15 protein-coding genes, 2 tRNA genes and 1 other annotated feature are annotated in these 14556 nt (G+C 34.7%); of the genes, 14 read left to right on the forward strand and 3 right to left on the reverse strand.

All coding sequences use genetic code 11. The features are described 5' to 3' along the window. Positions 1 to 135 precede the first annotated feature (135 nt). Positions 136 to 894 (forward strand): NADPH-dependent oxidoreductase, encoded by a 759-nt coding sequence (locus FC89_RS02450; RefSeq protein WP_057870967.1) that lies wholly within the window; start codon positions 136 to 138, stop codon positions 892 to 894. 61 nt (positions 895 to 955) lie between these two features. Continuing rightward, a tRNA-Ser gene (locus FC89_RS02455) sits at positions 956 to 1043 on the forward strand. A gap of 187 nt (positions 1044 to 1230) precedes the next feature. Here the strand turns inward: FC89_RS02455 and FC89_RS02460 are convergent. The 3 genes from FC89_RS02460 to FC89_RS02470 all read right to left on the reverse strand — a co-directional run bounded on the left by FC89_RS02460 (position 1231) and on the right by FC89_RS02470 (position 3412). Next, complete coding sequence (locus FC89_RS02460) at positions 1231 to 2433, reverse strand: tyrosine-type recombinase/integrase (protein ID WP_057870968.1); 1203 nt, start codon at positions 2431 to 2433, stop codon at positions 1231 to 1233. A 276-nt stretch (positions 2434 to 2709) separates the two neighbouring features. After that, a complete protein-coding gene (locus FC89_RS02465) occupies positions 2710 to 3138 on the reverse strand; it encodes a hypothetical protein (RefSeq protein ID WP_057870969.1) in 429 nt (142 codons plus the stop codon). 22 nt (positions 3139 to 3160) lie between these two features. Then, positions 3161 to 3412 (reverse strand): ImmA/IrrE family metallo-endopeptidase, encoded by a 252-nt coding sequence (locus FC89_RS02470; protein WP_057870970.1) that lies wholly within the window; start codon positions 3410 to 3412, stop codon positions 3161 to 3163. A 772-nt stretch (positions 3413 to 4184) separates the two neighbouring features. Between FC89_RS02470 and FC89_RS02475 the strand changes: the two genes are divergently transcribed. The 12 genes from FC89_RS02475 (at position 4185) to FC89_RS02535 (ending at position 14465) form a co-directional block, all read left to right on the forward strand. After that, a complete protein-coding gene (locus tag FC89_RS02475) occupies positions 4185 to 4373 on the forward strand; it encodes a helix-turn-helix transcriptional regulator (RefSeq protein ID WP_057870971.1) in 189 nt (62 codons plus the stop codon). Positions 4374 to 4376: 3 nt separating this feature from the next. After that, positions 4377 to 4892 carry a DUF3278 domain-containing protein gene (locus FC89_RS02480; RefSeq protein WP_057870972.1) on the forward strand — a complete coding sequence of 172 codons (516 nt, stop codon included), beginning with the start codon at positions 4377 to 4379 and terminating at the stop codon, positions 4890 to 4892. A 1382-nt stretch (positions 4893 to 6274) separates the two neighbouring features. After that, positions 6275 to 7447, forward strand: a complete 1173-nt coding sequence (locus tag FC89_RS02490; RefSeq protein ID WP_057870974.1) for an SAM-dependent methyltransferase — start codon at positions 6275 to 6277, stop codon at positions 7445 to 7447. Positions 7448 to 8179: 732 nt separating this feature from the next. Further along, positions 8180 to 9343 carry a hydroxymethylglutaryl-CoA synthase gene (locus FC89_RS02495; protein ID WP_057870975.1) on the forward strand — a complete coding sequence of 388 codons (1164 nt, stop codon included), beginning with the start codon at positions 8180 to 8182 and terminating at the stop codon, positions 9341 to 9343. Positions 9344 to 9463: 120 nt separating this feature from the next. Further along, the gene (locus FC89_RS02500) at positions 9464 to 10357 is read left to right on the forward strand and encodes a hypothetical protein (protein ID WP_057870976.1); all 894 of its coding nucleotides are present in this window, start codon (positions 9464 to 9466) and stop codon (positions 10355 to 10357) included. Then, complete coding sequence (locus tag FC89_RS02505; RefSeq protein ID WP_057870977.1) at positions 10350 to 11342, forward strand: hypothetical protein; 993 nt, start codon at positions 10350 to 10352, stop codon at positions 11340 to 11342. Before FC89_RS02500 ends, FC89_RS02505 begins: the two co-directional genes overlap by 8 nt. Positions 11343 to 11357: 15 nt before the next feature. Beyond that, positions 11358 to 11807 (forward strand): hypothetical protein, encoded by a 450-nt coding sequence (locus tag FC89_RS02510; protein ID WP_057870978.1) that lies wholly within the window; start codon positions 11358 to 11360, stop codon positions 11805 to 11807. Between the two features lie 305 nt (positions 11808 to 12112). After that, positions 12113 to 12186 (forward strand) — tRNA-Arg (locus FC89_RS02515). A 99-nt stretch (positions 12187 to 12285) separates the two neighbouring features. Continuing rightward, positions 12286 to 12356: a sequence feature (ribosomal protein L21 leader region), on the forward strand. A gap of 15 nt (positions 12357 to 12371) precedes the next feature. Further along, a complete protein-coding gene (gene rplU, locus FC89_RS02520; protein WP_057870979.1) occupies positions 12372 to 12680 on the forward strand; it encodes a 50S ribosomal protein L21 in 309 nt (102 codons plus the stop codon). A gap of 18 nt (positions 12681 to 12698) precedes the next feature. Beyond that, complete coding sequence (locus FC89_RS02525; protein WP_057870980.1) at positions 12699 to 13019, forward strand: ribosomal-processing cysteine protease Prp; 321 nt, start codon at positions 12699 to 12701, stop codon at positions 13017 to 13019. A gap of 22 nt (positions 13020 to 13041) precedes the next feature. Continuing rightward, positions 13042 to 13323 carry a 50S ribosomal protein L27 gene (gene rpmA, locus FC89_RS02530; RefSeq protein ID WP_057871003.1) on the forward strand — a complete coding sequence of 94 codons (282 nt, stop codon included), beginning with the start codon at positions 13042 to 13044 and terminating at the stop codon, positions 13321 to 13323. 65 nt (positions 13324 to 13388) lie between these two features. Beyond that, positions 13389 to 14465, forward strand: coding sequence for a M24 family metallopeptidase (locus FC89_RS02535; RefSeq protein ID WP_057870981.1), 1077 nt, complete (start codon positions 13389 to 13391; stop codon positions 14463 to 14465). Positions 14466 to 14556: the final 91 nt, after the last annotated feature.

A 14556-nucleotide genomic window follows, 5' to 3' on the forward strand; every position in this document is an offset into this window, starting at 1 on the left:
AAGTAAAGTTTGTGATAATAAAAAACCGTTTAATTGAGCAGTACATTACTTGTGGTAAAATTATACTAATGTTTTAAAAGTGATTAAACTGATTTAAAGTAGAAAGATGAACTTATAAGTTCGGGGTGAAATAGAATGGAAACAGAAATTTCAAAAACAATTGAGCAGCAGTTAAATCATCGTTCGATTCGTTCGTTTAAAAAACAGCAATTAACACCAACTCAGTTAACCATGCTGGAAAATGTTGTAAATCAAACAGCTACCAGTATGTTTACGCAACAGCGTAGTGTTTTGCATTTAACTGATCCGAATAAGCGGAAACGTGTCCAAGAGATTTCAGGACAACCGTATGTTGGTGCCCAAGGGGATTTGTTTATTTTTATTGTTGATCTTTATCGCAATCAACAAATTCGCCAACAGGCTGGATTCGATGATGGACGATTGCATCGGACAGATCTCTTTTTGCAGGGAGTTGAGGATACTGTTTTAGCGGTACAAAATTTTGTGAATGCAGCTGAAAGTTTAAAATTAGGGACGGTTATTTTGGGAAGTATCAATAATAATCCGACTGAACTAATCAAAGTGCTGAATTTACCGAAATTGACCTTTCCGATTTTGGGAGTTCAGGTGGGGGTACCTAATCAGCAACCACAATTAAAACCGCGTCTACCATTGGAATTTAATTTTTTTGAAAATGAATATCCCCAAGAGTTCAAAGCTTCTGATTTAGCCGATTATGATCAGGTTGTCAAGACGTATTATGATTTACGCCAAGCGAACCGGCGAATTGATTCGTTTACGCATCAAATTTGTTCGCCTAAGCTCGGAATAAGAGACACTAAACGTGATCAATTGCTGCAAGTACTGCATAGTCAAGGTTTGTGTCTTAAATAAATTTAAATAGTAATTGCAATTTCATTTTATTTTTGGTAGAATAATAAACGTTGTTGGGTTTGGAGAGTTGGCAGAGTGGTAATGCACCGGACTCGAAATCCGGCGAACCGATTAACATCGGCGCGCAGGTTCAAATCCTGTACTCTCCTTATTATTCCGTTTTAGATAGATTTAGGACGCCGCATTCCATTAATGTGGCGTTTTTATTTTGCAATTAATGCCTAAAACCTACCGTATTGGATAGAAGTGGAAATCAAATGTAGTCAATGACTACCTCAATAAAATAAAAAAGGTAGTCAATTAATATTTTTTGACTACCTTAGAATTTCTTTTCACTTATAAATCATTGATAGTTTCTGACAATAGCTCATTTTGATTAGAGGAAACGTGAGTATAGATATTTAATGTAACGCCAATATTCTTATGCCCTAGGCGTTTTTGAACAGTTTTAGGGAGAATACCCGGGTTCTTTTCAAATAACCATGTAGCATGAGTATGTCTAAATCCATGGGGTGTTATCCGTGGTATAAAGGACTTATATCTTTGATCATGGGTTAATTTAAAAGCTGCTGCATAATCTGCTGAGCCCATATCAATAATTGAATTTAACCAGTTGTTTGGCTTGCTCAAATTAAAGTAGTTATCTTTTTGATTTGGAAATACTAACTTTGAATTGTTAATTTTTCGTAATTTGCTCAGCATTTCAAAAGTCAGCTGATTGATTGATATTTTACGATATGAGTCCCATTTCGGTGGCTGAAGTGCCATTTTACCAGATTCGTTAGTGACGATGGTTTTGTTAATATCAATAGTTTTGTTTTCTAAATCAACATCTTTCCAAGTTAGTGCTAAGAGTTCGCCTTTGCGCATTCCCGTATAAGCTAAAGTAATAAAAAATACCGTTTTAAAGAATTCAATTTTACCTGGATCATCAATACTGGAATTATCCAAAACGTACTCAACAAACTTTTTTAATTCATCAGTTGATAAAAAGTTGTGGGAATCTTTAGCATTCTTTGACCTAACTTTAGGAAGCAAGACATGATCAAATGGATTAGCACTAATTTCTTTTTTAATATAAGCATAATCAAATACTCTTTTGGCGTATCTAGATACTATGTTTGGTTTCTTATATGCTGAAATCCAATTTTCAACGATTGGTTGTAGAATATCTGAGGTTATCTTATTGAGTTCTAAATCTCCAATGTCGGGTAGTATATGGCAATCAAAAATTTGTTTGGTTTTGTAAAGTGTACTGGATTTAACTGTATTTCGATACTGATTTTCGAACCATTCTAAATACTCATCTTTGAATGTTTTGCTACTTCGTGTAGTAATTTCATATGTCCCATTTAAAACTTGGGTTTGAATTTTACGATAAGCAGCATTGGCTAAAGCAGGGGTTTTGAATCCACGTTTCGTGGTCCTTTTAGGTTTACCCGTAGAATCTGTACCTAAATAAATTTGAAAATAGTAACTCTTTTTGCCGTTTTTATAAATTTTTTCTTTGATAGCTTTATTTTTCTTGTATTCAAACATCTAAATTACCTCTATTCTATCATAAAATAGAGTACGCAAAGAGCGTGTGCTTATTGCATACTCTTTCTAAATATCTAACTCTACACACTCAAACTTTAGGCAGGGAGAGTGTGCTTTTTTATTTAGTTCAAAAACTTAATAACATAATCTATAACAGAATGTATAACAAAATCTCAAAAATAACAGAAACTTTTTGTTATCTAAAACTAAAATCTAGATGATGTAGATAACACAATCATATTGAAAAAGGCACTTTTTGTTATTCTGTTATATTCACTAAAATTTACTCAAATCAGATTTAAAATTATAGATAACAAAATGCGTATTGCCTTTCAAACTAGAATTTTTAATTCTCATATACATAGTGGTATCAAACCTCATTTTAAGAACAGTGGACTTGCAAACATAGTCGATGTAGTACATATGTTTTTCTTTGGTTTTTCTAACATACAAACTGTAATCATCTAGATTAGTAAATTTAATATCCTTAAATTCTGTTTGGATTGCAGCTCTTGATAAACTATAAAATGCTTCTTCTTGTTCGCTAGTTAGTTTATCGGCTTCAGCAGATAACAAAACTGTGCTTTGAGTTGAATTGTATTTTGGTGTTCGCCAGACATACCATTCATGAATTTCTGATCCAGCAAAAAACAAAATCAAAACAGCAACAATGACCCCAAGTAAAACTTTCATCCATTTCTTCATAATAAATTTCCCCCGAAAAAGTCTATTTGATAAATCTAACCATTGAGTCAGATAAGCCTAGTCCTCGGACAATATCATATTTATTAAAACACCCCCCATATTCAGTTAAACCATGAAGCAACAGATCAAAAGCAAATTGATTAGCTTCAGCTTCAACCTTTGGTATTTGAACACCTTGGGAGTAATTTCTTAAAAAAGATGTTGAAACTCCAGGGTGTTCGATGGCGTGGCCAAGTTCGTGGGCCAAGATGCATAGCACTAAATCTGTATCCATCGTAATACCCAATGATCATTAGAGTACAGGTCCATAATTGTTGGACAAATAACACCAATTTCATTAGTTGAGAAATCCTGATTAAGGAGATTAGCCAGTTTCTGCGTCGCTTCTTTCTTAATGGCATAATGGTAACTGGCCGCCATTTCTTGCATGTAATAAATCGAATACCCAATTGTTTCGTCAAGCACTGAAGCCGTTTAATACTACAAGTCCGAGCCGGCAAACTAATTCTTGCAGAGGCTTTCTAAGAATCTTACCAGCATCATCGCACTTTTTTTAGAATCAGATTTTCCTCCTCTAATCGTTTAATTCGCTTGGCTTGGACCCTTAGCTTCATCAGAAGCCACTAACGGGCGACTTTTAACTACCAGAAGCTCGTTTTAAAATAGTGGATAACCAACAATATATTCTTTAGCTAATTCAGAAGCTGACTTAATCTTGTACTGATATAAATCAATAATATTTTGCTTGAATTTGATAGGATAGTGTTTTGACATTATGAAACATTCTTTTCTTAATTAAGAAATAATTTTACCTTCTCACAAAAGTTGTCTCAAGTTTTATACTAACTACATCAGTTCGTTCTCTTTCAGAAGGATATATAATGTTTCCTGCATCAACTCATAACTGGACTAAAGATGCAACTTCACAAAGTAAACCATCATTAAGATGAAACAACCTAGTACAAAAAATTAATATTGACACAAAGCAGAAAAAGCGCTATTTTGAAATTGCAATATATATATTGCATAAAAAAGGAAGGATTGATATGAATAAAGTAAAAAAATACAGAAAAGAAAAAGGTTTATCTCAAATGGAATTAGCCAGTAAAGCTGGCGTGACAAGACAAACCATAACCTTAATAGAAAATAACAAATATAATCCATCGTTAGCGTTGTGCCTTAAAATTGCTAAAGCTTTAGACAGTGACTTAAACACTCTTTTTTGGGAGGAATAGAAAATGAATACAAAAATAATAACCAAGATGATAAAATTTTTTTACGGTATAGAGGGTTTATTAGATGAATACAAGAGAAACCAATTAGATAAATTTGGAAATATTGCTTTTATAATCACTTGGTGGTATTTGTTAATTTCAGGTTTTGTTGCAATGTTATTATATGTCAACAATTCAAAAATCGCTGCTATATTCCTTATTGCAGGGAACTTATTAATATCTTTTTTATCGCTTTTTTCAATCATTTACTTTTTAAGAAAGAAAAAATTAGATACTGTGGAAGTTGATAAAAGTGAGTATTTAGATAAAAAGAAAAAGTATTTAAGGAAGAGTATAGGATTAGGTATATATTTTGGAGTGGCAACACATATCCTTAATGCAATAATTGATACAGTCACCCAAAATGGAAATTTTTGGACATCAATCAGTTATGTAAGTAATATTTGTACTGCGGTTTTTGAAGGTATCGGATTCGGAATTTGTATGTATATAGTGTATTTACTTAAATTAAAAAAATAAGCATCTATCACTTATGAGAATACGTTGTAACTAAATTTAGGTGACCTGCTATCCACTAAATAGCACATCACCTAAATTGAGAATCTTTTATTTCTAATCGCTAAAAGCTATTTATAAATTATCTAACATGTTGTTCATTGCAAGTAAATGCTCCCACAGCGGCGCCTATCCCAGCACTAATAGGGCTTCCCGCAGCACCGCCTACCATTGCACCACCGGCTACACTTAAAATGCACCCCCCCAAAAAAACTGGATAACGTTTTCTGCCAGATACATATCTGCTAATTCGTTAATTTCGGTTCTATAATATTTGGTACTAGATAGAAAATATTTATAGAATCGATTTTTCATTGGCTTGTTAGTTTTTTTCTCAGCTACAAACATTGGCATGCAAATAATTGGCTGCAACAAAAATAATTTTAATAAAATTCATCTTGGGTTCGGACAAGTCAAGGACACGTTAGAATCACTTTTAAACTATTTATTACTTTTTATAATTATTGCAGCTGTTATAACCATAACCACGGTGAATATTAGGTATAAGTGTACGTACTTAATTATGTAAAAGTTATTTTCACAGATTTCAAATGTTAAAAGTATTGTCAAACAAACTATGCAAATTGTAAAAATTGTTAATAAAAGATCGATTGTTTTTTTATTTTTAATATTTGTGAAATGATTTTGAAAAGCATTATTAATTTTTGGGGATAATTTACTATCATCTTCATTTTGTTCTTTGTCAGTATTTTTATGCATGTTCTTTTCCTCTAATATATTGTGAAATAAGTAGACGGTTGTAGCTATGAATGGATAGAATTTAGTTAGATGTAGATTGAGAAATGTTTATTTTGGGAAAGTTTACTCTAGCATTCTGACGATATTTCAATAAGCATCTACAACAAATTCTTAGTTAACTTGATGATAAGAAGTTCAAAAACATCACATAATAATAGATTAATATATTATCAAACTATTTACAAATTAGTAAGACTAGTTAATTAATATTTTTAAAAAGAACACTATATAATTCTTATAAAACGAGATATTTCACAATCTTCACGCCTTTCGTAATAAAGGCCCGCAAATAAAGAAGGAAATCTTAGTCAGATTTTTTTGTTATCAATTGGGATTTTGACGGTATCGTTTACAATGTAATGGAAAAACTTGGCTGTAACCTGTTTTTTTGAATAAGTTAATAAGCTGACTCCAACATTTTGTGGTTATCTGAAATTTGCCAATTAATATTTTTTGTAAATGAACAAAAATCTTATTGAGAAAGAAAATTGAATTCTTCGAACATGGCGTTTTATTTTGCAATTAATGCCTAAAACCTACTGTAATGAAAAGCTTGGTATATAATATAACAATAAGGGAGGCATATTATGTTAGATAAAATGGTCTATAAGCAGTTGTTTAGTAAAGCGTTTGATATTACCATTGGTGTAACTTATTGGGATGGTAAAACCGAAAAGTATGGAGATGGCGTACCAGCCGTTAAGGTTCGGTTAAATAAAGAGATTCCAATTAAGTCATTAACTGATCAACCAACATTGGTTCTTGGTGAAGCCTATATGAATGGTGATATTGAAATTGATGGAAGTATTCAAGAATTGATCACATCTGCTTATCGGCAAACTGACAGTTTTTTAACTCATAGTTCATTTTTAAAGCACTTGCCTAAAATGTCACATTCAGAAAAGCATAGTGCAAAAGATATTCAAAGTCACTACGATATTGGCAATGATTTCTATAAGCTGTGGTTAGATGAAACGATGACATATTCTTGTGCATATTTTCAACGTGATACTGACACACTGAAACAGGCACAGCTTAATAAAGTTCATCATATTTTACGTAAATTAGCCACTCAGCCAGGGAAAAAATTATTAGACATTGGAAGTGGTTGGGGAACTTTATTATTCACGGCAGCGGAAGAATTTGGATTAGATGCAACGGGAATTACGCTAAGCCGAGAGCAATATGATTATACACAAGCACAGATAAAACAACGACATCTTGAAAACAAAGTGCATGTGTTGCTAAAAGATTATCGTGAAATTAATGATCAGTTTGATTATGTAACATCAGTAGGGATGTTTGAACATGTTGGCAAAGAGAATCTTGGATTGTATTTCAATAAAATTCAAGAGGTCTTGGTTCCTGAAGGACGCGCATTAATTCATGGAATTACCGGTCAACATGAAGGAGCCGGAGTAGATCCATTTATTAATAAGTATATTTTCCCAGGTGGTTATATTCCTAATGTTGCCGAAAATCTTAAGCACATTATGGAAGCTAAATTACAATTTTCAGATATTGAACCACTACGACGTCATTATCAGAAAACATTGGAAATGTGGTATCAAAATTATCAGAAAGTTCAAGATCAAGTTGTCGAGAAATATGGCGAACGTTTTGATCGTATGTGGCAATTATACTTACAAGCGTGTGCGGCATCCTTTGAGGCTGGTAATATTGACGTAATGCAATATTTACTTGTTAAAGCGCCAAGTGGAACTGGTCTGCCAATGACACGTAATTATATTTATGATTAGTTAATCAATTTAAAATATGCTTGTTTGTTTCAAGCGTTAAAGTTAATTATTTACTTGGTGAATCGTATACGGTTATTAAGCGTATTACAGGTATTTCATCTTATTAAGTCTGGGCAAAATTAATAAATAATTTACGCTCTTCTGCACTTCAGCGTGTGGAATTTTTAGGTTGTGTTCTGCAATTGGCCAGCAATAACATAAAAACTGCTTTATCAATAGTATTTATTACTGGCAATTTTTTTCAAAGTTATTAGCTGATGATACGGGCTAAAAATGACAAAAGCCTTCTGCTATTAAAAGTAGAAGACTTTTTTTAGTATTTGCAGCACTAAGATAAACGCTAAAAAAAGTTCTTAATTTAGTGTTTGCAGGTAATATTTTAATAAAGGATAGTTACGGTATTGTCTGCGATACTGCAAGATTAACTATATGCAACATTCATAGTTGAAACTCCTAAGTTGAGCGATTGACCGATTACGCTATGTTTTATATTGTGTAGGCTTGATTTCATGTTAAAATAACAGACAAAGGGTTTGTTGAATTGATAGCAGAGAATAAGGACTTAGTGAAACTGGCTTTTAATTAGCATGTGTTTGTCACACAAAATAGCATCGTTGATTAAATAACTGGCTTGTTTTTCTGTACTCCTTCCAAATGAGTTTTACGAGTATTAAGGCAGCCTGGAGTTAATAATTAAGGGCTGCTTTTATTTTTTAAGGAGTGAGTAAGATTATGAAGGTTGGAATCGATAAAATTGGTTTTTTTACATCAGATTTGTATATTGATATGGTTAAACTAGCCAAGCAGCGTCAAGAAGATCCTAACAAGTATTTGATTGGAATCGGTCAAAAGGAAATGGCAGTGATTCGTCCGACTCAGGATGCTGTATCATTGGCAGCTAATGCTGCTGCCCAAATTTTGACAGAAAAAGATTGTGCCAAGTTGGGCTTAGTTGTTTTTGGAACTGAATCAGGGGTTGATAATTCTAAATCCGCGGCAGCTTACTTAGCAGGATTATTGCAGCTGCCTAAAAATTTACGAGTAGTTGAAATAAAACAGGCTTGTTATGGAGCAACAGCCGGTTTGGATTTTGCTCAGGGATATATAATGTTACATCCTCAAGAAAAAGTTTTAGTAATTGGGGCTGATATTGCACGTTATGGACTAAATACCCCAGGAGAACCAACGCAGGGCGGCGGGGCAGTTGCAATGCTGGTTACTGCTGCTCCGCGGATTATTGCATTTGAAAATGTTAATACCGCGGCGGCTTGCGATGCTGGTGATTTTTGGCGACCTTTAGGTGAAACTGAAGCTCGAGTGGCAGGTAAATTTTCTAATAACCTGTATTTGGATCTTTTGCAGCAAGTTTGGCAAGAATATATCAAACAAACAGGTGCCAAACTTGAGGATTTTGCGGCCCTATTATTTCATTTGCCGTACACTAAATTAGGTTTAAAGGGTTTACGCAGTTTAACTACCGGAGCTGACGCGACTACTAGTGTCCGTTTATTTAAACAATTTGAAGCTGCTAGGATGTACAATTGCCAGGTAGGCAACTTGTATACGGGCTCGCTTTATTTGAGCTTTTTGTCACTTTTAAAAAACTCACTTGAATTACAAGCTGGGCAAAGAATCGGTTTTTATAGTTATGGTTCTGGAGCTCAAGCAGAGTTTTTCAGTGGATTGCTGCAGCCAGGGTTTGAGCGGCAGCTAGTGCAAATTAATCCGGCAGAGCAATTAGCTGAACGGCACGAAATCTCAATTACTGCCTATGAACAGCTTTATCGGCAACAGGCTGTACAAGCAGCTGAACTGAAGTTAGATTTTGCCAACGATCCTGCAAAGTATGTTTTTGCTGGTATTCATGAAAATCAGCGAAGTTATACAACTCATTAATTATAGAGGTGTGTTTAGGACAAAATTCAATTAAATGCTATAATTGAATAAATTGCTTGCGGTTTTGTTTTTACATAAAATAAGACTCAAGACTAACGATGGCTTCAAGGAGGGGATTTTTTGGCAGAGGTAAGTCCAGTTGAAATTGAACAATTTCAACAATCAGCTAAAGAATTACAAAAAAAAGTTTCAAATAAGATTCGTTATTTACAAACACTGTTAAATGCGGTTCAAGCACATGATGATCGTTTAATTTATCAGCTAATTGATGGGGAAAATTATTCTCATCAGATTATGCAGGCTAAACACGGAACTGCTGATGCTGGCAACGAACGTTTGCTGAATGATGTAACTGCCCAAATCAGTCAATACTTAAGTATTAATTTGCTTTCATATTTAAAAGAAACTTATCCCTTTTTTTATTTTCAGCAAACTGGTTTAGGAAATTATCAATTTTTCTTCGGCAATTGGTGGGATCGCCGTTTATTTGGAACTTTAGATATTTTAAAAGTTGCTTTTGAGTTTGATGAAATTGAATATCAAAAATTGAAGCGTGCTTTTGAACTTGAACAAGAAAATAAACGGTTGAATAGTGATCAAATTGCTGTTATTTCACAACAAACAGATCAATTACAAGCTTTAATTAATTCCCAAGCTGAACGTGATCAGCAAAAAGAAAAAATAAGACAACAATTGAAGCAGTTGGCCCAAGAAAAAGTTCTCCCTTGGGAAGCATCTAAGATTCGCGAAAATAAACAACAGCTGGTCAGCCAATTATCAGAACTAACTGATCAGGATGAAAAAGCGCAAAAAGCATATAAATTAATTCGTGAAAGTCAAAAAGATGTTTTGAAACTTTCCAAAGAAGATACGTTGATTGGTTATGAAAAGCAAAGTATTGTTGCTAAATTTGGTAGTTTTGAAAATTTTGAAGCACGCAATAAATCACTATATCGCGATTATATTGCTGATTTGATTGCAACAAAAGGGCGGGTGAAGATTGAAAATGAGTGATTCATTAAATAAAACAGTTACTTTTCAACCGCATCAAACTAAACAAACATCCCCAAGCCCAGCAACGCTCAGCACAACTGGTCGGCTGATGTCTTATAACGACCAATTAAAAGCAGGTTTGCAAAATGGAATTGGTTTTACCCGGTTACTTGATCAATTGATTTCAACTACTTCGACTCAAGAACTTTTTCAAGCAGTTGCAGACTTGACAGCTTATCATTTAGATACGGCTTATATCGTATTTCCGCAGCAATATAGTCGCTCAGATTTTTACTTGATTTTTTTGAATCGACTACTAGACTTGCATCAGCTTTCAGGGGTCGTTTTGCAATCTTCTGATCAATATCATGAACTTTATCACGAATATCCAGGAATTAATGCAGCGGGTTATTTTGTTTTTAAGTTTCCTGAAAATGATCCTAGTGGGGCATATTATATTGAAAAAAATAGTCAGCTAGAATTATTTTATTTGGATTTCACGAAGCATTTACTGCGATTTAACAGCCATACCTTAACTCAGTTGCTGTTAGTTGACTATTATCCTAAATTAGATCACCAAAACATTAAAAAGTTTGCCACAATTCTTTTGGCTATTGGCAATTACTTGAAGCGGGATTTTGGTTTTGATGTTGATTTTGGCTTACTAGATCCGATTAACAGTTGCGTTTACCAAATTTCTGAGCCTGATTTGCCGACAACAATTATTGATCAATTGTTTGTTATCGCTGCTAAAGGAGGTAAAATGCTGGAAGCAGGAGCTGATCAGTCAGCTGTTTTAAAACTGGATAATGATGTAACGGTAACAATTTTCCGTGAAGCTGATCCACAACAGGCGCATTTTGGTGAATGGCTGCTCAAGGTTTGGGATCCGCAGCAGACAATCAGTTGGTTTGATGTATTGTTACATTATCAGTTTTTAAGGGATTGGTATTTGAATAATTTGCCAAGTCTGGAAATTAAAGCAGATTTACAGTATTTTTCATAGGAGGAGCATCAAAGAATGGACGTAAGAAAGATGCTTTCGTTAGTTCAGCAGGCACAGTTAGCACAGTCAAAGGCACAAGGAGAAATAGATCCGCAAAAAAGATTACCACAAGAATATGCTGAGTTGCAGCAAAAGTTGGCAGCACTTTTTGCAAATCTAAAACAAACAGATGCCACTACGACTTTTCGGGCGTATCAAGCGACCTTGGCGGCATTTTTAACAATTGCTTTAAATTACAAATGGGGATATCAGCTATTGATAGATCAGAAGTTGGAGAAGAAATTAAATCAACAGCAACTGAAAGTTTCGACTGAACAAGTATATTTGACTTTGGTTGAATTGTTGTCGAGAAGTTACCAAGAAAAAAACCAAGCTGCGTTTGTGCATGCTTGGCATATTTTCATTAAATTCGGATTAACTGATTTAAAAATCAATTTTACAAAAATATTGTCACAATTGGCATAACAAACCAAATTGACAGTCGCTAAAGCATCCAGAATTGAGTGTCATCATGTTTCAGGTGCTTACATGCTGACTGTTTTTTTTGTGAATATTCAAAAAATTGAATCCCACCAGCCAAAATTAAAATTCCGATTATTGCTAAAAAAGCAGTCATTCAATTCACTTCTTTCTATTACTTTTGTGTTACATTATTATTACATGATTTCAAAAACATTTCAAGAGATCTGTTTTAAATTTACATTAAATTAAACCTACTAGTATGATTGACATTTAAAGAGGTTTAACGTATAATTCATTACGTTGTTTATGGCTCGGTAGCTCAGCTGGATAGAGCATCCGCCTTCTAAGCGGACGGTCGAGAGTTCGAATCTCTCCCGCGCCATCGTTGTGTAAAAGGGTCCAGTTTTTGCTGGGCCTTTAATTATGTTTGATTGACGCCAAATGATTTATTTGGTATCATTTGGACGTTGCATTCGTGCTTGCACAACTGCAACCGCACATAAATAGTTTTAAAGTCAGTGACTGCTGTTTGTGGCGAGTCTAAGCAAACTCAAGGAGGTGCAAGAAATGTACGCAATTATTAAAACCGGTGGCAAACAATTTAAAGTTGAAGCTGGACAAGTAATTTATGTTGAAAAAATGCCTGCTGATGCTGGTGAAAAGGTAACTTTTGACCAAGTTGTTTTAGTTGGCGGCGAAAAAACAGTTATTGGCAAACCTTTTGTCGATGGTGCTTCTGTTGTCGGAACTGTTGAAAAACAGGGACGTGAACGTAAGGTTGTAACTTACAAATACAAACCTAAAAAACATTCACATACAAAGCAAGGACATCGTCAACCTTATACTAAAGTTGTGATTGATGAGATCAATGCTTAAGAATAAGGATGATGAATTATGATTTGTGCAGTCTTCAAGGGTCAAGGAAAAAAGCTTAGCGGTTTTGAATTGACGGGGCATGCTGATGCTGGTGAGTATGGACAGGACATTGTTTGTGCGGCTGTGTCAGCATTAGCAATTAGTACGGTTAATGGATTAGAAAGGTTGACCGGAGCTGATTTAGCAGTTGAACAAGATGAGCAAAATGGTGGTTTTTTGGCAGTTGTTTTAAAGGATCCTGATAACTCGGCTGCCCAGCTATTGCTGCAAAATCTTCGTTTAGCATTGAATGATGTAGCACAGACCTATTCCGATTATTTGAAAATTAATGCAGAATAATTTAATAGGAGGTGGATTTGTGATGATTATGAATTTACAATTCTTCGCCCATAAAAAAGGCGGCGGTTCAACAGCTAACGGACGTGATTCTGAATCAAAACGTTTAGGAGCAAAACAGGCCGATGGTCAGGTTGTTTCAAGCGGTTCGATCATTTATCGTCAACGGGGTACAAAAATTTATCCTGGTGTTAATGTTGGTATGGGTGGTGACAATACTTTGTTTGCTAAAGCAAATGGAGTTGTTCGTTTTGAACGTAAAGGTCACGACAAAAAGCAGGTTTCTGTTTACCCAGTTGCAGAATAAGTTTAATTTATGGACCAATGCGGAACGCAAGTTTTGTATTGGTCTTTTTTAATCAGGAGGGTGAAATGGATAATCAAAGGGTCGAACGTTTACGAAAAAAAATGCAGGAATTGCATTTTGATAGTTTTTTGATTACCGATCCGGTTAATCGCTTTTATTTGAGTGGCTTTACCGGAGATGATGGACTGTTATTGATCACTGAGCAAGAAAAGTTTTTGATCACTGATTGGCGATTTGAACAGCAGATTCAACATGAGTGTCCAAATTGGCAATTAATTTTAACCCGTGATTATTTGGGTGCGGCTTGTCAGCTAGCACAAAAATTTCAATTAACAGCATTAGCTTTTGAAAGCACAATTAGTTATGCAGATTATAGTTTCCTTGATGAAAAATTTCCTGGTGATTTAGCAGCAGTAACGGCTGTGATTGAGTCACTGCGTTCAGTTAAAGATCAAACAGAGTTAACGGCGCTTCGGGCTTCGTGTCAATTGGCTGGTCGCGGATATCAAGCAGTTCTTGAATTCTTGCGTCAACAGACAGATTTTACGAAAATAACAGAACATGATACAGCTGTCTTTCTCGATCACTTTATGCAAGATAATGGGGCGGAAGATAAATCATTCACTACGATTGTTGCTAGTGGCGAACGCTCAACTTGGCCGCATGCAACAGCATCGCAAGCTGCCTTGGCAGAAAACACGATGATTACGTTAGATTTTGGCTATTTTTTACATAAGTACACTTCAGATGTAACCCGAACGTTTGCAATTGGAAAACAATCAAATGAATTTCGACGGCTTTATCAATTGGTAAAAGACGCGCAAGCAGCTACGATCAGTGCAATTAAGCCGGGAGTTTCTGGTAAAAAGCTTGATCAAATTGGACGTGGAATTATTGAACAGGGCGGTTATGGAAAATTCTTTAATCATGGCATGGGTCATGGAATTGGTTTGGCAATTCATGAAATGCCGGCACTTGGAGCTCGTTCACAGGATATTCTACAACCTGGTCAAGTAGTTACGGTCGAACCAGGAGTTTATGTTCCTAAAATTGGTGGAATTCGAATTGAGGATGATATTTTGGTTACAGATACCGGTTATGAGATTTTAACTGATTTTGACCGTGATTATCATGAACTTTGAGTTTGAGATGAGTGAGAACTTGCATTTTAATGATCAAAACTGCTATCATTAATTGTATATGATTTTCTGCAGAATTTGATATTGGGCAGAA

It is taken from the genome of Liquorilactobacillus ghanensis DSM 18630 (assembly GCF_001435235.1).
Taxonomy (GTDB): domain Bacteria; phylum Bacillota; class Bacilli; order Lactobacillales; family Lactobacillaceae; genus Liquorilactobacillus; species Liquorilactobacillus ghanensis.